The sequence below is a fragment of the Spirosoma arboris genome (assembly GCF_009754945.1).
Classification (GTDB): domain Bacteria; phylum Bacteroidota; class Bacteroidia; order Cytophagales; family Spirosomataceae; genus Spirosoma; species Spirosoma arboris.
In genome coordinates this window covers 200,309-220,820 of sequence record NZ_WPIN01000008.1, presented here as the reverse complement: position 1 = coordinate 220,820, position 20,512 = coordinate 200,309, and the positions used below count along the sequence as shown (strand labels likewise).

Below are 20,512 nucleotides of genomic sequence, written 5' to 3'. Positions count from 1 at the left end.
ACTAAAAAGATGGCCATCTTAACGAAGGAAGAAGCAAAAAAAATAGTCGATAAAGTGCTGGCTTATTCGAAAGCCGACGAAATGAGTGTTAGCCTGAATGGGAATCGTACGGGCAACATTCGGTACGCACGCAACTCGGTTTCGACCAGTGGCGAATCGGACAACCTGTCTCTGGCGGTAACAGCCGTTTATGGTAAGCGTTCTGGAACGGCTACCATAAACGAGTTTGACGATGCCTCGCTGGAAAAGACCGTTCGTCGGGCCGAAGAAATCGCCAAACTTGCTCCCGAAAACCCAGAGTATATGCCCATGTTAGGGCCTCAAACCTATTTGGAGACGGGAACGTATTCAGAAAGTACAGCCAAAATTGATCCGGAATTCCGTGCCAAAGCCGCTTTCGATAGTATCGATCCCTGCAAAAAGAAGAACCTGACGGCAGCTGGATACATGGAAGACACAACTGGCTTTGCATGTATTGGCAACAGCAAGGGCTTATTCGGTTATAATCGGTCTACTGGAGTTGATTTCTCGATTACGGTTCGGACGGCCGATGGTTTGGGTTCAGGCTATGCTAACCCAGATGTAAACGACGTCAGCAAACTCAATACCAAGGCAACTACCGAAATAGCCATGCAAAAAGCGTTGGCATCGGCAAGTGCGCGGGCGCTGGAGCCAGGCAAATACACGGTTATTCTGGAACCAACCGCTTCGGTCGAGTTGCTTCAGAACATGATGCGTAGCATGGATGCCCGTAATGCCGACGAAGGCCGGAGCTTCCTGAGCAAGAAAGGGGGCGGCACCCGTCTCGGCGAAAAACTCTTTGACGAGCGCGTTACGTTCATTTCCGATCCTATGAACGCCGAGTTACCACTCTCGCCATTCGGCGGAGGAGGTGGTGGCGGTGGTCAGGGCCGTTTCGGTGGTGGCGGTGGTGATGGGCTGCCTCAGGAAAAACGGACATGGATCGAGAATGGTGTTGTCAAAAACATGTATTATTCTCGCTACTGGGCTGACAAAAAGGGAGTTAAACCCATCCCTGCTCCGGGTGGTTTTATCATGCTGGGTGGCACCCAATCGCTGGCAGATCTAATCAAAAGCACGGACAAAGGCATTCTGGTGACGCGCTTCTGGTACATCCGGGCCGTTGATCCACAAACACAACTATACACCGGCCTGACTCGTGACGGTACGTTCTACATCGAAAACGGCCAGATCAAATTCCCGATCAAGAATTTCCGTTTCAACGAAAGTCCGGTCATCATGCTAAACAACGTAGAAGCGTTGGGCAAACCAGTTCGGGCGGGTGGCAATTTGATTCCACCGATGAAGATTCGGGACTTTACGTTCACGAGTTTGTCGGATGCCGTATAGGTTTAGCCGATTCAATTGATATAAAAACAAAGGCCGCTATCGAAAGATAACGGCCTTTGTTTTTGGTGTTTTTCTCGGTTGCATCCTCGGTCTGTGTCCTCACAGAACGCTTTGAATAAGACTGTCAAACAGGCGTTTTGTAAGGACACAGACCGAGGATACAACCACAATAAGTAATTATCTATTTATAAATAAGTTACGTCTATTATTACCCTGGAAAACTCCTTAGAATTCGAATCAATACAAATATGTTACATTAATTTTTCGCATTTTATCAATAAACAAATAATTAGTTGACTATATACATTAACTCAAAATTAATTATAAGTTATTCATTTTTTATAGATATTTAATTTCATAATTTAAGTCGATTTTAGAATATACCACAATCTTTCCTCACCTCCATTTAGACTAAAGCTGACTACTCATTTTCGCTTAATTTAACCATATAGGAGGAATACAACTTGAATCGTCGAGACTTTACTCAAACCCTTGGGTTGGGCGCTGCTGGTCTTTTTATGCCCAAAATACCAGCCCTTGCCCGAACTGTCACCGCTGAAGAATTATTGGAGCCCGGCCTTGACATCGCCATTAAGAAACGACTGGCCGATGTCGCCCTGAATGCAGCAACCGCCAAAGGAGCAACCTACGCCGATGTCCGAATTGCCCGCTATCTGAATCAGTACGTCATGACCCGTGAGGACAAGGTGCAGAACATCATCAACACGGAGTCGTTTGGCGTGGGTGTGCGTGTCATTGCCAATGGCTGTTGGGGATTTGCCGCTATGGGCGAAACGCAAAGTGAAGACGACGTGGCCAGAACCGCCGAAAAAGCGGTTGCTTTTGCCAAAGCCCATTCCAGGCTAATGAAAAAACCTGTACAACTTGCCCCACAGAAAGGCTTTGGCGAAGTTTCCTGGAAGACGAAAGTCGAGAAACATTCATTTGAGATACCGGTCAAAGAGAAAACGGATTTGCTCTTGGCTGTTAATGGAGCAGCCATGAGCAATGGTGCCGATTTTGTGAATTCGACCCTGTTCATGATCAATGAACAGAAGTATTTTGCCTCAACCGATGGCTCGTATATCGATCAGGATGTACACCGAATTTGGCCAAACTTCACCGTTACGGCTGTTGATAAATCGAGTGGTCTGATGGCAACCCGAGAGTCTCTGAGTGCGCCGATGGGTCGAAGTTACGACTACCTGCAAACCAATCCCACAGACAAACTAACAGGCGTGACAACCCGGTATAACCAGGGGTACGACATGCTCGAAGACGCGACAGCAGCCGCTAAACAAGCTCGCCTTAAGCTGAAAGCCAAGTCGGTAGAACCAGGCAAATGGGATTTAATACTGGACCCTTCGCACACCTATTTAACGATTCATGAATCGGTAGGGCACGCTACGGAGTTGGATCGGGTATTAGGTTATGAGGCCAATTTGGCCGGTACTTCGTTTGCAACATTCGACAAATGGAAGTCAAAAAACTTCAACTATGGCAGCAAGGAAGTCAACTTCTTCGCTGACAAAACGCAGCCGGGATCGCTGGGCGATGTTGGTTGGGACGACGAAGGCGTGAAAACCAAGAAATGGGATATTATCAAAGACGGCATTCTGGTCAACTATCAGGCCATCCGCGATCAGGTACACATGTTAGGCGAAACCGAGTCGCAGGGATGTTGCTATGCCGATAGCTGGAGTACCGTTCAGTTTCAGCGGATGGCGAATATTTCGTTAGCGCCGGGCAAAGAGCGGCTCACGGTCGATGAGATGATCAAGGATGTTAAGAAAGGGATTTATATTATTGGCGATGGTTCGTATTCCATTGACCAACAGCGGTATAATTTCCAGTTTGGCGGTCAGTTGTTCTACGAAATCAAAGATGGTCAGATTGCCGGTATGCTTCGGGATGTGGCTTATCAGTCCAATACGCAGGAATTCTGGAACTCGTGCGTGAAAGTGTGTGATGAACGTGACTATCGTATGGGGGGCACCTTCTTCGACGGCAAAGGTCAGCCTGCTCAAATCAACTCGGTTTCCCACGGTAGCTCAACAGCTCGGTTTAATGGTGTCAACGTACTCAACACTGGACGAAAAATTTAACCCTCCTCGACATGTCCATCATATCTAAAGAAGAAGCAAAGAAAATTCTGGAAAAAGCGCTGTCTTATTCCAAAGCCGACGAAATGAGTGTTAGTCTGGGCGGAGGCCGTACGAGTAACATTCGGTATGCGCTCAATAGCGTTTCCTCCGGCGGTGAATCAGACAATATGTCGTTGTTGGTTACGGCTGGTATCGGCAAACGGATGGGTTCGGCGACGATCAATGAGTTTAACGATAAGGCGCTTGAACGAACCGTTCGGCGCGCTGAAGAAATTGCCAGACTAGCTCCTGAAAACCCAGAATACATGCCCATGATTGGGCCACAGACGTATCTCGAAACGCCAATGTATTCGGAAAATACGGCCAAGATGGATTCGGAATTTAGGGCTCAGGTTGCTTTCGACAGTGTTGACGCCTGCGAACAAAAGAACCTCAGCGCAGCTGGTTTTATGCAGGATACAACTGGTTTCTCGGCTATCGCCAACAGTAAAGGTCTATTTGGGTACAACAAAGCAACGTCGGTCGATTTCTCAGTTACAGTTCGGACAGCCGATGCAACTGGTTCAGGCTATGTTACCCGCGACTTCAATGACATATCGAAATTGAAAACTCGTTCGGTGACCGGCATTGCTATGCAGAAAGCACTGGCGTCTACTAACGCTCGGGCATTAGAGCCTGGCAAGTACACGGTCATTCTGGAACCCACCGCAATGGGTACGTTATTGCAGAGCATGATGTCGGGTATGGATACTCGTCTGGCTGACGAAGGCCGGAGTTTTCTAAGTAAAAAAGGGGGAGGAACCCGCCTGGGCGAAAAGCTCATTGACGAACGGGTAACCATCTATTCAGACCCAATGAATCTGGAAGCCCCAAGCGAACCCTTTGCTGGTGAAGGCCGAAACCGCACGGGCTCGTTTCTCGGCGGAGGAGGAGCCGTTGGCGACGGTCGTCCGCAAGAGAAAATAACGTGGTTCGAGAATGGCGTCGTGAAAAATATGAGCTATTCCCGTTTCTGGGCCGATAAGAAAGGAGTAAAAGCAACGCCATCACCTACTGGTTTCATCATGGCGGGGGGCAGTCAATCGCTGGCCGATCTGATCAAAAGCACAGATAAGGGCATTTTAGTCACCCGTCTTTGGTACGTTCGTATGGTCGATCCAAAAACGTTGCTGCAAACGGGCCTGACCCGCGATGGAACATTTTACATTGAAAATGGCCAGATCAAGTTTCCCATCAAGAACTTCCGGTTCAACGAAAGTGCAGTCATTGTCCTGAACAACGTTGAAGCATTAGGTACACCGATGCGGGTGGGAGGCAATCTGATTCCGCCAGTAAAAGCCAGGGATTTTACCTTTACGAGCTTATCGGACGCGGTTTAAATTTAAAAGAACGCTAGATTAAAAGGGAGTCATACGAGCAGTATGGCTCCCTTATCGTTTAATTCGGAACGCCGTTTAAATTAGTCTTTTACCTTCCAAAATTTAACGCAAGCTTTTTTTAATGATTTGGCTTTTATTCGCAATTGGTCAACAAACATTGGCTAACAAGTCGATTCCTGTCTTTAAATTCTAAATTTCAGGTATCAACCTGTATATTGGCCTTGCTTTGTTTACGCTTCACTAATCAATAAATAGGAGAACCAAACCTTGAATCGTCGAGATTTCAATCAACTTATGGGCATGGGAGCCGCTGGTATCCTGCTGCCTAACCTTCCTGCCTTCTCGCGTCCTGTCAGTCCTGAAGCCTTACTGGAACCTGGCCTGGATGTGGCCGTGAAGAAACGCCTGGCCGATGCGGCCATGAACGCGGCCAAAAGTAAAGGCGCGAGCTACACCGATGTCCGCATCGGGCGTTACCTGAACCAGTTCGTGATCACCCGCGAAGACAAGGTGCAGAACATTGTGAACACCGAATCCTATGGGGTTGGGGTTCGTGTCATTGCCGACGGTTGCTGGGGATTTGCTGCCGTTGTCGATGCCAAAAGTGAGGCCGACACAGCCCAGGCTGCCGAAAAAGCCGTGGCCATTGCGAAAGCAAATGCCAAACTCATGAAGCAACCCGTTCAACTCGCTGCTCAAAAAGGCTATGGCGAAGTAAGCTGGAAAGCCCCCATTAAGCGAAATGCCTTCGAAGTGCCCATCAAAGAAAAGGTTGATTTACTGTTGTCTGTCAATGATGCCGCGCTGAAAAACGGAGCCAATTACGTAAACTCAGTTCTGTTCATGGTCAACGAACAGAAGTACTTTGCGTCAAGCGATGGCACCTACGCCGACCAGGATATTCATCGGATCTGGCCCATTTTTAACGTTACAGCAATTGATCCAAAATCAGGCAAATTCGAAACCCGGAATGCTCTGAGTGCGCCTATGGGCATGGGCTACGAGTACCTGCAAGCAAATCCTGCCGACAAGGTAACGGGCATAACCACTCGCTACAACAAGGGGTATGACATGCTCGAAGACGTGACCGCAGCCGCTAAACAGGCCCGCGCCAAACACACGGCAAAGTCAGTCGAAGCAGGAAAGTATGATCTTGTACTTGATCCGTCGCATCTCTGGCTCACCATTCACGAATCCGTCGGTCACCCTCTTGAACTTGATCGGGTACTGGGCTACGAAGCCAACTTTGCCGGAACCAGTTTTGCGACGCTGGATAAATGGCAATCGAAAAACTTCAACTATGGTAGCAAGCAGGTAAATCTCATTGCCGACAAAACTCAGGTCGGTTCATTGGGTGCGGTTGGCTATGACGACGAAGGTGTTGCCACCAAAAAATGGGACTTAGTGAAAGATGGTACACTGGTCAACTACCAGGCCATTCGGGATCAGGTGCATATCATAGGCGAGAAAGAATCGCAGGGGTGTTGCTATGCCGATAGTTGGAGTTCGGTGCAGTTTCAGCGCATGGCCAACGTATCACTGGCAGCCGGAAAGACGCCTTTGTCGGTTCAGGATATGATTAAGGATGTCAAAAAAGGCATTTACATTATTGGCGATGGTTCCTTCTCGATTGACCAGCAACGGTATAACTTCCAGTTTGGAGGCCAGTTGTTCTACGAAATCAAGGACGGACAGATTGCAGGCATGCTCAAAGATGTAGCCTATCAATCGAACACGCAGGAATTCTGGAATTCGTGCGTGGCCGTATGTGACGAGAATGATTACCGACTTGGTGGTTCGTTCTTCGATGGCAAAGGTCAGCCCCCGCAATCGAGTGCCGTATCGCACGGTAGCAGCACCGCCCGCTTCAATGGTGTCAATGTGATCAATACAGCACGGAAAATATAGTTCAACGTTTCAGGTTCAAGGTTCCAACTGGATAGTTCCTTTTAACCTTGAATTTGGAACCCGAAACAACATTTTAATGGCAATCATCCTAACCGAAGCAGAAGCGAAAGCACTGCTCACCAAAGTTCTCAGCTACTCGAAAGCCGACGAGTGCGAAGTGAACCTCCTGGGCGAAGAACGGGGCAATCTCCGGTACGCCCGCAACGAAGTCTCGACCAGCGGCTCGCTCATCAATAAAAATTTAGCCGTACAATCGGCTTTCGGCAAGCGAGTTGGTACAGCAACCATCGATGAATTTGACGATGCGTCGCTTGAAAAAGTAGTCCGCCGATCTGAAGAATTAGCAAAACTAGCTCCCGAAAATCCGGAATATGTAGGTATTCTGGGACCACAGCAATACGTAAAATCGAGTGGTTTCTTTGACTCTACGGCTAAAATCACACCCGACACACGGGCTACTGCCGTTGATAAAAGTCTGCAACTCTCGCGGGAGAAAAACTTAACGGCTGCTGGTTTCTTGCAGGATAATTATGGCTATACTGCCATGATGAACTCAAAGGGCCTGTTTGCCTACTACCCCAGCACAAGTGTCAACTTTTCGTTAACCGTCCGCACGCCCGATGGGAAAGGTTCGGGCTACGTGGCGCGTGGGTATAGCGACTTCACCAAATTGGATACAGCGGCTGCCACGCGCATCGCCATCCAAAAAGCGCAAGGTTCTGCCGAAGCGCGAGCCATTGAGCCAGGAAAATACACGGTTATTCTGGAGCCAACAGCCGCCGTCGTGCTGCTCGAAAACATCTACTTCAACATGGATGCACGCTCGGCCGATGAAGGTCGGTCGTATTTCAGCAAGTCAGGTGGTAAATCGCGAATCGGGGACAAGATTGTTGATGAGCGCATCACGATTTACTCCGATCCGACCAACGCCGAACTGCCTGCTTCGCCCTGGTCAGGGGATGGCCGTCCACAGGAAAAAATGATGTGGATTGAAAAAGGAGTGGTAAAAAACCTCTCTTACGAACGTTTTTGGGCGCAGAAGCAGGGCAAAAAAGCCATTCCGTTTCCCAATAACATGATCATGATGGGTGGCAACTCGTCACTAGAAGACATGATCAAGAGTACCCAACGCGGCATTCTCGTCACGAAACTCTGGTACATTCGGGAAGTTGACCCGCAGACGATCCTGCTCACAGGCCTCACCCGCGATGGGACATTCTACATCGAAAACGGTAAGATAAAGCATCCGATCAAGAACTTCCGGTTCAACGAGAGTCCGATCATCATGCTCAATAACCTCGAATCATTAGGCAAACCAGAGCGTGTAGTCAGTACCGAAACAGATCGCAACTACTTGGTGCCCCCGATGAAAATTCGGGAGTTTACGTTTACGAGTTTGTCGGACGCGGTGTAAATTGACACCCCAAGGATTCATTACTTCTGATTTTACGTTATTTTTCCATGCCAGTTATATCCATGTTTTACGGGCTGATTGTCAGTCTCTATTATCTTGACAACAAATAGCATCATCTGCCCCACATTCATGTTCGATATAGTGAAATGGAAGCCGTTTTTGCCATTGAAAGTGGCGAGTTATTAGAAGGGAAATTACCAAAGGGAAAAATTAAGTTAGTCGAAGCTTGGATCGAAATTCATAGGGAAAGTCTCATGGCCGACTGGCAGTTAGCTATCAGCGGTCAGCGGATTTTCCCAATTGATCCATTAAAATAGATTGGTTATGAATCCTCGTGTTACGGGAGTAAGACCTCTTGATGATTACTGCATTGAGTTGCTGTTCGCCAATCAGGAACGTAGACTGTTTGATGTAAAGCCATATCTATCAATTGGTATTTTTCAAGAACTTCAGGATACTGCGTTATTTAATGGGATTAGGGCATTCAATGGAAGTATCGTTTGGCCTAACGATCTTGACTTAGATCCTGATACATTGTATCTGGACAGTCATCCCGTTGATTAATTTAAGGCACTACCGATGAAAATTCGGGAGTTTACGTTTACGAGTTTGTCGGACGAGGTGTAAAACAAGTTCACTATTAATCCAGTGATGGCAGATTAAAGGCCCTTCATCACTGGTTTTTTTTGTAACTTCATAGCTGAATTAGCTTATTGAAAAGATGCTCGAATCCCGCGTTGCCGATCTCTTGGAAGCCCCAGATGCAAAACTGGTTATTGAACGTGCTCAAGCAATCTTGGCGGATGAAGCCCAGCGTCGTCGGGCGTTTCGAGAATGGCTTCGTGATGATATTAAAGCCGAATTCATTAATGGTGAAGTCATTATGCACTCGCCCGTCAAGCGTCGGCATTTGGATGCGACACAAAATCTAACGACTCTACTACGCGTATATGTACATGTGAATGACTTGGGTGCTGTAGATTCCGAGAAGGCACTTATTGGACTTACTCGCAACGATTACGAACCAGACATTTGCTACTGGAACAGCGAAACGGCGAACTCATTTGAGGATGACCAGATGGAGCATCCAGCACCCGATTTAATAGTCGAAATTCTTTCAAAAAGCACAACTGGCCGCGACCGAGGAGTTAAATTTGAAGACTATGCTGCTCATGGGGTCCACGAATATTGGATTATTGACCCTGTTCGGAAGTCTGTCGAGCAATATCAGCTAGACGAACCAACGATGGCTTTTTCTTCCGTTGCCACCTTATATATCAACGACACCCTTACTGCGCTTACAGTGTCTGGGTTCCAGATCCCAGTTCAGGCTATTTTCGACAAGCAAATTAATCTGGAAACCTTACGGATTTTAATGACAAAGTCCTCCTGATTAATTCTCTCCAATGATTTCAATTACCCAAGCCACCGAACAAGATTTACCCCTCATTCGCGACATCGCTTACCAGACCTGGCCCAACACATTCGGAGAGATTTTGTCGCCGAATCAGATTAGCTACATGCTGGAAATGATGTATAGTCTCGGCTCTCTCAACGCGCAGATTAACGAGAAAAAACATGTTTTCCTGCTTGCTAAGGACACCGATAGCGACGAGTACCTCGGTTACGTTTCGTATGAGTTAGATTATACAGGTCAGTCACTCACCAAAATTCACAAGATCTATTTACTTCCCGCCAGCCAGGGAAAAGGCGTTGGTCGTTTATTGATTGATCAGGTTGCGAGCATTGCGATTCGTAACAATAATACCCGGCTTGGCTTAAATGTTAATCGCTACAACAAGGCAATTCAATTCTACGAACGGATGGGATTTTTAGTTGTCGGGAAAGAAGATATTGATATTGGCGATGGCTTCCTTATGGAAGATTTTGTGATGGAAAAACCGCTAAATCCTTAGTTATTTAACGGCAAAACACGTATTTTTAAGCATAAAATGTAGGTTTTGAGCTGTTTATCCACGTTTTACAAACAGCCCCTAAAATGAATATAATATTAACTGCTAATAGTAATATCGACAGATCAGTTAATACCTGACGGTATTTAGGTTAGCCTACTTTCATCATCAACAAACGCGCTTGAAACCTTTTTTTTTCACACGAATCCAATACACCTCGGGCGACTGGGAAACTGATCAGCGAATGCCATCGAACCTGATGCACTCGCTGGTAGAGTACACGACGTTGCCGGTTGATCAGAAAGAAAAAGTGGTGCAATTGAGTAGCCCTGACCTATTCAAAAGCCCGTTTTGCTACCTCAGTGGACACAAGCTGGTTGAATTTTCAGCACAGGAACGCGACCACTTCAAACGCTACGTTCAGAATGGCGGATTTGTCTTTGTAGACGACTGCAATCACGACGTTGATGGCTTATTTGCCAAGTCATTTGAGCAGGAAATGGCCCGTACATTTGGGCCAAAAGCCTTGCAGAAAATACCTAATTCACACCCCATCTATACCTGCTTTTTTAAGTTTCCCGAAGGCCCACCCACAACCTCGTTCGAACTGAATGGCTGGGGCGACGACCTGGTGCACGACTACCTGAAAGCCATTATGATCAACGGACGAATTGGGGTTTTGTACAGCAACAAAGATTACGGCTGCGAGTGGGATTACGACTTCCGAAACAAACGTTTTCTGGCCGAAGACAATACCAAATTTGGCGTCAACATTGTGACGTATGCATTGACAGCCTGAGTTTATATATGATATAGGATGTATTATTTATGATGTACTGGAAATAGAGTCATACATCCTATATACTACATCATACATCTTTTCATACAACCTGATACACATAGCAAGTTGGAATCAACAGACTTAACTCACTACAAAGCGCTGGTGGCAAAACTGCCCCAGTTACGAAAAGAAATTGGAAAGGTCATTGTCGGACAACAGGATGCAATTAGCGAAGTATTGATTTCGCTTCTGGCGGGTGGTCACTGTCTACTCGAAGGCGTTCCTGGCCTGGCCAAGACGCTGATGGTCAAGACAATGTCTGATGCGTTGGCCATGCGTTTTAAACGTATTCAGTTTACACCCGACCTGATGCCCGGCGACATCGTTGGGACAGAAATTCTGGAAGACGATCTCGAATCGGGTCGTAAAGTATTCGTCTTCAACCGAGGCCCGATCTTCGCCAATGTTGTACTGGCCGACGAAATTAACCGGACTCCGCCTAAAACGCAGGCGGCTATGCTCGAAGCAATGCAGGAGTATAAGGTTACCTATGGTGGTACCGATTACCCACTGCCTAAACCATTCCTGATTATCGCCACACAAAACCCGATTGAGCAGGCTGGTACCTACCCTTTACCCGAAGCCCAGTTAGACCGATTCCTGCTCTACATTAAACTCAGCTATCCGTCTGAGCAGGAAGAGTTAAACGTACTAAAAAGTACCACAGGCACTTCGCGCCCTGAACTGAAAACGGTTCTCTCCGATGAAGACATTATTCAGTTGCAAAAACTCACTCGGGAGGTACACATCAGCGAGGAACTGATTTCTTACATTAACAAATTGGTGCGAGCCACACGTCCAGACAGTACGCCATCGTCTTTTGTCAAACAGTGGAGTGAGTGGGGAGCTGGGCCACGGGCTGGACAAGCTCTGGTTTTGTGTTCGAAAGCGCGCGCTGTACTGAACGAGCGGTTCTCAGTCATTCCGGAAGATATTCAGTCGTTGGCCTATCCTATTCTGCGTCACCGCATTGCGCTCAACTTCCGGGCCGAAGCAGAAGGGATCACGACAGATATGGTTATCAAGCAATTGTTAACCGAACTCCGTCTGGCTTAATACCATGCTCATCACCGAACTTATCAAACTCAACAACCTGCAACTGGCCGGAAAACTGGTCAGTGATGAGGTTATGCTGGGTATTCAGACCAGTCGACGGTCGGGTATCGGAACGGAGTTTGAGCAGTACCGGCACTACGCTCCCGGCGACGACCCCAAACGTATCGACTGGAAGATTTTTGCCAAAACGAGTCATTATTTAGTACGCGAATCGGCTACGGAAAGTAACCAGCAAATTAGGTTTCTACTCGATTTGTCGGGCTCAATGAACTATACCGAAGCGGGTGTTAGTCGGTTGCAATACGCAAAGATTCTGCTGGCTTCGCTGGCGTATCTGGCTAATCGGCAAGGCGATCAATTGAGTTTATATTCACTCGACAATGGCACGGTGCGAACACGGGTTCCAGCGGGCAAACAGGCTTTCCAGAAGATTGTCGCCACGCTTGAACTAGCTAAAGCGTCGGGAGCTTGGGAAAACCAAACGGCATCGGTGCCGGAGTTTAGCCGTAAGCAGGCCGAAATGCTTGTGATCGCATCAGACTTCCTGCAAGTTGACGACGAATGGGTAAAGCTGATTCAGCAAGTAGCTGGCCCTCGTCGGGAGATTGTGCTTTTTCAGCTATTGGGTGATCAGGAAGTCGATTTCTCGATTAGTGGTTTTTACCGGTTTCAGGATTTGGAATCAGGTAAAGAAATTGAACTGCAAGCCGACGCCATTCGGGATACCGTTCGCCAACGTGCGACAGAGTACCTGGCGAACCTGGAAGTCAACTTACGGATTCCGCATGTCCGGCTCATCCGTGTTCGCTTAAGTGACCCAATTGCGCTTATTCTAAAACAGTTTTTAACCAGTTAATATGCCCTTTGTTGAGCCACTTTTCTTGTGGGGTGCGCTGGCCGTTATCATTCCGGTCGCCATTCACTTCTGGCACCAGAAGCATGGGAAACCACTGCCCTGGGCGGCTACTCAGTGGCTTGTCGAGAAGCAACAGCAACAAAGCAGAGGTCTCCAGCTCGATAATATTTTACTACTGATTATTCGGTGTTTACTATTGGTTTTGCTGGCTATTTTACTCGCCCAGCCGCTTCTGAACTGGTTCACTAAATCGCCACAAGTTCAGAAGATTCATTTAGTCCAACCCAGTTCTGCTGTTGCTGATAACTTCAAGTTTGAATTAACAGAAGCGATCAAGAAAGGCGAAAAAGTTGTCTGGGCAGATGAACGTCTGGAGAAAATGGATGATAAACCGTATAGTTTTCAAAACTCAGCGCGATTTGATCCATTACAATTGCAAACAGCCATTCATCAACTGGATGCTCAACATAATGAGCTGCATCTGTATATCAGCAATAATCAGGCGTTGGCCAATATCCCGGCCATCACAGTTCCAGCTCATTTTCAGTTGCACACCATAGCCGATTCAGCAAGCCAGCCACGTGCTTATCTGACCTTAAAAGACAGTAAAAAGCTGTTTGTGAACCAAGCGGGTAAACTGACAAGTGGAGCTGCGTTAGATCCATCGTTGAAATTTCAGTCAGAGCCTACGCATTTGGGGCCAATTAAAACGCTGGTTACGTATCGGAACGAGCGGGAACGACAGACCGTTAAAGCCGCTCTTGCAGCCTTGACCGATGTATATGGACTGGATTTGGTGATTGATGAGAAACAAACTCCGAATCAGGTATACGATTGGGTGCTCACCGACCAGTTGCCGACAAAACCATCACCGCAAACGTTGTTTATTGCTTCAGGGGTTATGCAACCTAGTGCACTTTCCAACGTCATTTTTACGAATGAGACACTGACTCCCCAAACATCCGAACGCGTCGAAAATGGGCAATTACCGGAATGGCTGGGCGAGCAATTGTTACGACATTATAACGTAATGATGACCGTACAACCACTGAGTCAAAGCGATCTCAAGACCGTATTTATACCCTCAACCAAACCAACAACAGAGCAACATGCGAGTCTTCAAAACGCACTTCTTCTGTTGTTTATCGTTTTAGTAGTACTCGAACGCTGGCTTGCCTTGACAAAAAACGCATGAACGAACTGAAACGCCTTATCTCGTCGGTCACGTACCAGCTTTATGCCAACGCCCTGTTGCGTTGTCTATTGCTGGCCGCTTCGACCTATTTGCTGACAGTCACGTTTACGGGGCCGTCTAGTTGGCCTATTGTAGCGGGCCTGGTTGGGTTTTGTGCGGGTGCTATCCTCAACAAATTGTATCAGGACAAAAAACCACTCGCCATTCGGCTTATTCACCAGACCGTTGGTGATACAGAATACAGCCTGCCCCTATTGACCAAACCCCAGCTCAATCTGGCCGAACAACTTCAACTCGACCGGCTGAATCAACAAATTCAGCACGTGCAGATACCTGTTGTTGTGCTCTCGAAAGCAGGCATGTATGGTTTGTTTTTGCTAGGAGCACTGGCCGTCTATGTGGGTTTTCCAATGTTGAAAAATGGCCCTAAAGCGGATCCTAAAAAGAGTGGTTTTCTGGCCGCCATTATGCCTGAAAGCAAGCCCGCTCCGCCTTCATTTGAATCGGCAACCCTGCACATTCAGCCGCCTGCTTATACCCGACTTCCAGAAACGAATTCGACCAATTTAAACGCATCGTCTATTGTTGGTTCAAATCTGACATGGCGAGTGGAGTTCAGCCATACACAACAGGTATCGGTGAAGCTAGTCGGTAGTCGTGGACAGGAATTAGCCTTCAAACAGTCAGGAGCTGCGTTTACGTATCAGGATCGACTCATTAGTTCAGGCTTGTATGCCATCAAAGCTTATTGGAAAACTGCCGACAAGCGAGATTCGGTGATTTATCAATCTGATTTTTACCGACTTGAGGCAAAACCTGACCTCGCTCCCAAAATCGAACCAGATTCAAAAGTACTCTACCAGTTCCATTACCTCAAAGACCCGAAAACAATGAATATCGGAGCCAAAATCTCCGACGATTTCAGTATTTCGCAGGCGTTTATTGTGGCCACTGTAGCGCGGGGTTCTGGCGAAAATGTGAAGTTCCGGGAGATGAAATTCCCCCTCAGCCCGACCAACTTTAAGGAGGCTCGGATGACGAAAGCCATTGATCTGAAAGCGCTCAATTTCGCCCCTGGCGATGAACTCTATTATTACTGGGCTGCTTTCGATAATCGGCAACCCGAGCCCAATTTCACGAAGTCGGACACGTATTTCGTCGTCTATAAAGACACAACGAAGGTAGAAGAAAGTGAACTGGCTACCATGGCCGTGAACATTATGCCCGAGTATTTCCGGAGCCAACGGCAGATTATCATTGACACTGAAAAACTGATTGCCACCCGCAAGAAAATAGCCGACAAATCGAATCCGACCCACGCGTTCAAAAGTCAGTCGAACGAGATTGGATTCGATCAAAAAGCCTTACGGTTGCGCTATGGCCAGTTTTTAGGTGAAGAATTTGAGAAATCTATTGGCGGAGGTGAGCCTGCACACAGCGATGCGGCTCCGGTTTCGGGAATGGCGGCCATCGATGCGTACATGCACAAGCACGATGAGGGCGAAGGCGATCACGGAGGGCCAGCTCAGGCGCATCATGACGAAGATGAACACGATCACGGCCATAGTCACGGTGGAGCCGCAGATGATAGCAAAGACCCACTAGCGGCTTTAATGGAACAGTATGTGCACAACCATGACGATGCCGAAACGAACACCTTCCACCAGCAATCGACACGGGCATTGTTGAAAACGGCTCTGGAAAATATGTGGCAGTCGGAGTTGCATTTGCGCTTATACGAACCGGAGAAAGCACTCCCTTATGAACAGGAGGCTCTTAAATTCCTGAAACTGTCGCAGCAAAAAGCCCGGTCGTACGTAAAGAAAACGGGTTTCGATCCTCCGCAAACGAAAGAAAAAGAAACCCGACTCACAGGTGAGTTTAAGAACGTGACAGACGCCTTCAAGCAGGAACGCAGCTACAGTCAGCAACGAATTGAATCACTGGTTGCCAGCGTTCTCGGCTATCTGGATTTACCCAAGCTTGATAACCAACAGCGGCAAACGACTCAGCAACTAAGCAATGCCCTCACCGATCCAGCCGTGAACGGTGGTTTACAAAACTGGTCGGTGCTGGCTACGTTAAAAAAACTGGTTGGTGGCAAGTCGATTTCTGATGTAGAGAAAACGGGACTAAAAACAAAGTTGTATGCGCTAACCGGCGCATCGGAGCGCACGGGCGCGTCGTATGTAAGCGACCGCAAACTGCAACAAGCCTTCTGGCGACATCTTAAGTAGGTTAATACGAATGCACACTACTATCAACTGGACTACCCCAATTTCCTGGCTTATTGCACTAGCCTTGCTGGCATTACTTGTTGTTCAGCTTTGGTTTATTGTACGTAGTGAATCCCTTTCCAGTAGCCGAAAATGGATTCGGGCGGGACTGAATGGCTTGTTATGGGTAGTTTTGGCAGCGTATTTTCTACAAATCCAATGGCCCATTTCCCGACCGACAACACACGCGCTATTGGTTGGTGATGATGTTCCTTCATCAGTTGCCCGTCACCTGAAAGACAGTTTGCATATTCAGGAGAGTTTTACCAGCCGAAACCTCAAAGCGGCCTACGATTCAGTCACGCTGGTTGGGCAACAGTTTCCGACTGAAACATTGACTCAGCTTAGCAACGCCGAATTGCAGTGGATTCCGTACAATCAACCCGATCAACTCGAAGCTATTCACTGGAAAGGAATTGTAAGACAAGGTGAAATGCAGTCGGTAAAGGGTCAGCTTCAATCGTCAAAAAAGCAATCGCTCCGGGTTCGATTTGGCAATAAAACATTAGATAGTGTGGGCGTGCACGAAGGTGTCAACGTATTTGCACTCCAATTTCCAGCATTTGCAAAAGGACACAGTCAGGCAGAATTAGTACTGGGTACGACCACGCTGGATACGCTTCATTTTTTCACCCGGCCAACCGACCCGCTAAAGGTCCAGATTCTGCTCAATAGTCCTGACTTTGAGAGCAAGACGTTAGCCGATTGGCTGGGCAAACAAGGCTACACGGTCACAGTATCAGCCACGCTCTCGAAAGATATCAGCAGCCAGATCAGCATTAACAAATCGGGAAAATCAGCAGCAAAGGCAGTACCAGACCTTATCATTACCGAACCTGTGAATGCGGCTAATACAGTTGTCAAAAAAGCCATTGCCGACGGGAATTCAGTACTGTTCATCAACCTGACAAACCCAGAAACCGATTGCCGAACGATTAATCAGGCATTAGGCAGTCACTGGCAGGTTCGTAAAGTTAACAACGAACCGCTGATTCCGCTTGGTAACGGGTTGAATGCACTCCCCTATCGGTTCGCAGATAGTCCGAATCAGTTTTCTGTTGTAGGTTATCCGATTGCCACTCAACAAACAACCGGACGCGTGGGCGTTAGCCTCCTCAGTGAAACCTACCCCTTGTCACTAAGTGGTGATAGCGTAACATATAACCGGGTGTGGACGGCCGTGCTGGCTCGCTTATCCGAATCAGACAACAATACGGTTCAGATCGATGCACCTGTGTACAGTGCTATTCGGCACTCAATTTCAATTAACAATCCAACCAATCGATTGACTAGTCTTCGTGTAGGACAGGAAACACTCCGCTTAAGCTATTCGCCAGTCAACGACCGCTCGGCGATGGGCACATCCTCATTTAGCAAAGCAGGTTGGCAGCCAGTACAGGATTCACTTGCCTTGTACGTCAATCCTATGAAAAGTAGCGATCCTATCGCTGATCGGGCATTGGTGAGTCGGTTTATGTTAGCTCATTCGTTATCCTCATCCATTGAGGGCAACGCAAATCGAACGACCACCGCTCAACTCCCAAACTGGGCCTGGTTGGTACTTTTACTAATCTGTTTCACAGCCCTTTGGGTAGAGCCAAAACTAGGTTGATATCAACTATATTTTTTTACGCCCCCAATAGAGTCAAGTGTTTATAGAGGTCACTTTGACTATAAACACTTGACCCATCGGGAGCGTAATTACCCTCCTTATCGGGTTTGGCTGGAATCAACTTTATCGGTTGGTTTATCGGCATGTCGACCATCGCAGCCATGATGACTATAGCGAAAGTGGTGGCCATGATAGCCCCAGCCATGTTGTCCATACGAGCGAGGACCGACGAAAGCCATTAGGCTACCGAAGGTGAGGGCTGCCGTGAGGATCACAGCCCAGGGATTTAAGCGTTGTCTCATTAGTTTCGGTTGTTTATACGTTTGTAGACGTTTCATTCGTCGGATTCTCCGCTGCTTTCTGGCTAGTGTAGTCACCGCAACGACCACCCCGCTCGAAACGCTGTTTGAATTGATTATACTCTTCGTCACTCATGTGGCGAATCCGGTCGGCAAAGGCAGGCATATAGCCATATCCTCTTCCTGACCCCCATCCGCTCCTTCTGAAACGTCTACCTCCAAAGAGCCGGAACAAAGCACCGACGATCAGGAAGAAAACCACCAACCGAATCAGGAAGAACGGCATGATGAATAAAGCTAGCCCCAGCAGCAAACCGGCGGCAATTGATCTTACAAGGTTATTGTTCATTGTAGTTGTCTAGTTGATTGTTGTTCTACTAAGGATGACGGATGAGCGGAGAAATTACTTTAATGAAGGTGAAGATTATTTATTTATGACCGCACGTTCTCACTCGGCAAAGCCGAGCGAAAACCTATGCACATAAAAAAACCTCATCAGATAATTTTGATGAGGTTTCTAAATAGATATACTTGAAATAATTACGACCGGTCTTCACCACGCCGTCGCCATTCATTTTTGAATTTTGCTCGATCTTCGTCACTCATCTGGCGCCACTTTTCGCGCCAGGCCGGTCCACCACCATCAAACGAGCGGTTACCAGGTGGGCCCGCTTTAAAGCCTCCCAGCAAGATCCGGCTTAAAATCAATAACCCCATTGCCTGCCAATAAGTCACGGCTTTCACGGGCACAACCGCGACCAATACCCTATTCCAAAGCCAGTACACAACAAACGAAAAGGCAAACAAGGCCATCAGAATGAATAAAGGAAAGAAGAATCGTATCCGCCTTCGGCCAGCGTAATTTCTCATTGTCTTACAGGTTATCGAGTTCGTTGTAAAGGGATTGCAGTCGCTTGCGCAAATGCTGCACAGCATACCGTTTCCGCGAAATTATGGTTTTCAGGTTTTCGCCAGTGTCATCAGCAATTTCCTGCAAGGTGCGATCTTCCAGCTCATTTTGTACAAACACGCTCCGCTGATTTTCGGGTAATTCATCCAAGGCTCGCATCAGTTCATCCCAGAAAATATCCTTAAAAAACTGATCTTCGGGTGTTTGCGCATCGGCCAGTAAAATTTCTCGAAAGCTAACATCGCCCTCCTCGTCTTCAATCATCAAATCAGACAAGGGGTCTTCTTTTTTCTTCCGATACGTATCAGTTATGCGATTACGGGCCACCTGAAACAACCAGCCGCTAATGCTTTCGATTCCATCGAGATCGACCACTTTGCTGAGTTGATACCAGACGTCCTGCAAAATATCTTCCGCATCTTCGTCAGATTTCACCTGCCCACGAATAAAGCGCGACAGTCGATTTCCGTACTGTTTAACTGTCTCAATGATATTTCGCTTAGGCGGGTTAGCCATCCTGATACTCTTGGACTCGCTGTGAGTTGGTGAAAAGGTTGCCATGTAGTCAAAACCGATTGGCATCGCCAGTGAAACCCAGACCAATCCTAATAAGTGCAAAACCACTGGCCCTGATGGGCACTAAATTAATAGAAGGTCGTCAGAATAGATGACCGGTTTTTATTCGAGGTTTTAAAACACCATTACCTTTTCGGTTTGGTAGCTTAATTCCAGAAACAAAGAAGTAATTTGCCTGACCTGCGGCTAGTTTCGCAGTCTAAAATATCGACTATGAAATACATTTCTCTTATCTGTTTTCTTTTTTTAGTGTTTGCCTGCGCTCCTGGCAAAGAGAAGATTTGCGGTAAAATTGACGACAGCATTCGCCATTATCTTGAAAAGTCAAACAAAGATCTGGATATCCATGAGTTAAAAACAACCGACTTCGTTATGGTTGGCGCTGGTCGATTGGACACGCTTAGTAAGGAAAATTACAACCAGAAGATCGCCTATTTTTCAAAGCGATACGCTGCTTCCGGTAATGTGGCAAAAGCTGACCTGGACTCGATGAACTATTACGCTAAATTAGATTCGCTGACGGCCCTACAGATTACAACCCGATGGCAGGACCCTCAAGTTTATTATTACTCAAAAACCTATCTAAGCACAACGATGGGTACTGTAAAGAAGAGCGATACGGTGCACTATGCACTTGACCGAACCTTTAAACTCATTCCTATACTCTAATATTGGACCTGTGCCATTGTATTGCACACATTATCTGCTGATCATTACTGTTCATCGTTGATTAACAAAAAAGCTGCTGCTCATAGTGAGCCAATCGAAAAACTATTATCTTACCTCTTCGTTTCTCAACTT

20 protein-coding genes are annotated in these 20,512 nt (G+C 47.2%); 16 read left to right on the top strand and 4 right to left on the bottom strand.

The features are described from left to right. Positions 1-9: 9 nt before the first annotated feature. From GO755_RS21795 to GO755_RS21725, 15 genes are all read left to right on the top strand, one after another. Positions 10-1,371: a TldD/PmbA family protein gene (locus GO755_RS21795; RefSeq protein WP_157587405.1), complete on the top strand. Its 1,362-nt coding sequence runs from the start codon at positions 10-12 to the stop codon at positions 1,369-1,371. 464 nt (positions 1,372-1,835) lie between these two features. Continuing rightward, positions 1,836-3,476 (top strand): TldD/PmbA family protein, encoded by a 1,641-nt coding sequence (locus tag GO755_RS21790; RefSeq protein WP_157587404.1) that lies wholly within the window; start codon positions 1,836-1,838, stop codon positions 3,474-3,476. Between the two features lie 11 nt (positions 3,477-3,487). Beyond that, positions 3,488-4,855: a TldD/PmbA family protein gene (locus GO755_RS21785; protein ID WP_157587403.1), complete on the top strand. Its 1,368-nt coding sequence runs from the start codon at positions 3,488-3,490 to the stop codon at positions 4,853-4,855. 267 nt (positions 4,856-5,122) lie between these two features. Then, entirely contained in the window at positions 5,123-6,763 is a 1,641-nt protein-coding gene (locus tag GO755_RS21780; protein ID WP_157587402.1) for a TldD/PmbA family protein, read from the top strand. Positions 6,764-6,839: 76 nt separating this feature from the next. Further along, positions 6,840-8,177 (top strand): TldD/PmbA family protein, encoded by a 1,338-nt coding sequence (locus GO755_RS21775; RefSeq protein ID WP_157587401.1) that lies wholly within the window; start codon positions 6,840-6,842, stop codon positions 8,175-8,177. A gap of 116 nt (positions 8,178-8,293) precedes the next feature. Then, a complete protein-coding gene (locus tag GO755_RS21770) occupies positions 8,294-8,494 on the top strand; it encodes a DUF4160 domain-containing protein (protein WP_227687051.1) in 201 nt (66 codons plus the stop codon). Positions 8,495-8,501: 7 nt separating this feature from the next. Next, positions 8,502-8,741 (top strand): DUF2442 domain-containing protein, encoded by a 240-nt coding sequence (locus tag GO755_RS21765; protein ID WP_157587400.1) that lies wholly within the window; start codon positions 8,502-8,504, stop codon positions 8,739-8,741. Between the two features lie 157 nt (positions 8,742-8,898). Next, complete coding sequence (locus GO755_RS21760) at positions 8,899-9,570, top strand: Uma2 family endonuclease (RefSeq protein ID WP_157587399.1); 672 nt, start codon at positions 8,899-8,901, stop codon at positions 9,568-9,570. Positions 9,571-9,583: 13 nt separating this feature from the next. Then, positions 9,584-10,093: a GNAT family N-acetyltransferase gene (locus tag GO755_RS21755; RefSeq protein ID WP_157587398.1), complete on the top strand. Its 510-nt coding sequence runs from the start codon at positions 9,584-9,586 to the stop codon at positions 10,091-10,093. 178 nt (positions 10,094-10,271) lie between these two features. After that, positions 10,272-10,889 (top strand): DUF4159 domain-containing protein, encoded by a 618-nt coding sequence (locus GO755_RS21750; protein WP_111349998.1) that lies wholly within the window; start codon positions 10,272-10,274, stop codon positions 10,887-10,889. Between the two features lie 108 nt (positions 10,890-10,997). Continuing rightward, the gene (locus GO755_RS21745; protein ID WP_157587397.1) at positions 10,998-11,987 is read left to right on the top strand and encodes an AAA family ATPase; all 990 of its coding nucleotides are present in this window, start codon (positions 10,998-11,000) and stop codon (positions 11,985-11,987) included. Positions 11,988-11,991: 4 nt separating this feature from the next. Further along, entirely contained in the window at positions 11,992-12,843 is an 852-nt protein-coding gene (locus GO755_RS21740) for a DUF58 domain-containing protein (RefSeq protein WP_157587396.1), read from the top strand. A 1-nt stretch (position 12,844) separates the two neighbouring features. After that, the gene (locus GO755_RS21735; protein WP_157587395.1) at positions 12,845-14,038 is read left to right on the top strand and encodes a BatA domain-containing protein; all 1,194 of its coding nucleotides are present in this window, start codon (positions 12,845-12,847) and stop codon (positions 14,036-14,038) included. Next, positions 14,035-16,275, top strand: a complete 2,241-nt coding sequence (locus GO755_RS21730; RefSeq protein WP_157587394.1) for a hypothetical protein — start codon at positions 14,035-14,037, stop codon at positions 16,273-16,275. The genes GO755_RS21735 and GO755_RS21730 overlap by 4 nt, the downstream gene beginning before the upstream one ends. 10 nt (positions 16,276-16,285) lie before the next feature. Beyond that, positions 16,286-17,926 (top strand): hypothetical protein, encoded by a 1,641-nt coding sequence (locus GO755_RS21725; protein WP_157587393.1) that lies wholly within the window; start codon positions 16,286-16,288, stop codon positions 17,924-17,926. A gap of 98 nt (positions 17,927-18,024) precedes the next feature. On the opposite strand, the gene GO755_RS21720 is transcribed toward GO755_RS21725, so the two are convergent. From GO755_RS21720 to GO755_RS21705, 4 genes are all read right to left on the bottom strand, one after another. Continuing rightward, positions 18,025-18,228, bottom strand: a complete 204-nt coding sequence (locus GO755_RS21720; RefSeq protein WP_157587392.1) for a hypothetical protein — start codon at positions 18,226-18,228, stop codon at positions 18,025-18,027. A gap of 13 nt (positions 18,229-18,241) precedes the next feature. Then, positions 18,242-18,574, bottom strand: coding sequence for a hypothetical protein (locus GO755_RS21715; RefSeq protein WP_157587391.1), 333 nt, complete (start codon positions 18,572-18,574; stop codon positions 18,242-18,244). 191 nt (positions 18,575-18,765) lie between these two features. Next, positions 18,766-19,095, bottom strand: coding sequence for a hypothetical protein (locus GO755_RS21710; protein WP_157587390.1), 330 nt, complete (start codon positions 19,093-19,095; stop codon positions 18,766-18,768). A gap of 4 nt (positions 19,096-19,099) precedes the next feature. Further along, positions 19,100-19,651 (bottom strand): RNA polymerase sigma factor, encoded by a 552-nt coding sequence (locus GO755_RS21705; protein WP_157587583.1) that lies wholly within the window; start codon positions 19,649-19,651, stop codon positions 19,100-19,102. Positions 19,652-19,924: 273 nt separating this feature from the next. On the opposite strand from GO755_RS21705, the gene GO755_RS21700 reads away from it, so the two are divergent. After that, positions 19,925-20,380: a hypothetical protein gene (locus GO755_RS21700; RefSeq protein WP_157587389.1), complete on the top strand. Its 456-nt coding sequence runs from the start codon at positions 19,925-19,927 to the stop codon at positions 20,378-20,380. Positions 20,381-20,512: the final 132 nt, after the last annotated feature.

Bases quoted from the DNA above. Each gene is read 5' to 3' on its own strand.
- GO755_RS21735 (WP_157587395.1), top strand. From the start codon at position 12,845: ATGCCCTTTGTTGAGCCACTTTTCTTGTGGGGTGCGCTGGCCGTTATC.
- GO755_RS21730 (WP_157587394.1), top strand. From the start codon at position 14,035: ATGAACGAACTGAAACGCCTTATCTCGTCGGTCACGTACCAGCTTTAT.
- GO755_RS21785 (WP_157587403.1), top strand. From the start codon at position 3,488: ATGTCCATCATATCTAAAGAAGAAGCAAAGAAAATTCTGGAAAAAGCG.
- GO755_RS21795 (WP_157587405.1), top strand. From the start codon at position 10: ATGGCCATCTTAACGAAGGAAGAAGCAAAAAAAATAGTCGATAAAGTG.
- GO755_RS21755 (WP_157587398.1), top strand. From the start codon at position 9,584: ATGATTTCAATTACCCAAGCCACCGAACAAGATTTACCCCTCATTCGC.
- GO755_RS21760 (WP_157587399.1), top strand. From the start codon at position 8,899: ATGCTCGAATCCCGCGTTGCCGATCTCTTGGAAGCCCCAGATGCAAAA.
- GO755_RS21775 (WP_157587401.1), top strand. From the start codon at position 6,840: ATGGCAATCATCCTAACCGAAGCAGAAGCGAAAGCACTGCTCACCAAA.
- GO755_RS21725 (WP_157587393.1), top strand. From the start codon at position 16,286: ATGCACACTACTATCAACTGGACTACCCCAATTTCCTGGCTTATTGCA.
- GO755_RS21720 (WP_157587392.1), bottom strand. From the start codon at position 18,228: ATGAGACAACGCTTAAATCCCTGGGCTGTGATCCTCACGGCAGCCCTC.
- GO755_RS21715 (WP_157587391.1), bottom strand. From the start codon at position 18,574: ATGAACAATAACCTTGTAAGATCAATTGCCGCCGGTTTGCTGCTGGGG.
- GO755_RS21700 (WP_157587389.1), top strand. From the start codon at position 19,925: ATGAAATACATTTCTCTTATCTGTTTTCTTTTTTTAGTGTTTGCCTGC.
- GO755_RS21705 (WP_157587583.1), bottom strand. From the start codon at position 19,651: ATGGCTAACCCGCCTAAGCGAAATATCATTGAGACAGTTAAACAGTAC.
- GO755_RS21740 (WP_157587396.1), top strand. From the start codon at position 11,992: ATGCTCATCACCGAACTTATCAAACTCAACAACCTGCAACTGGCCGGA.
- GO755_RS21765 (WP_157587400.1), top strand. From the start codon at position 8,502: ATGAATCCTCGTGTTACGGGAGTAAGACCTCTTGATGATTACTGCATT.
- GO755_RS21710 (WP_157587390.1), bottom strand. From the start codon at position 19,095: ATGAGAAATTACGCTGGCCGAAGGCGGATACGATTCTTCTTTCCTTTA.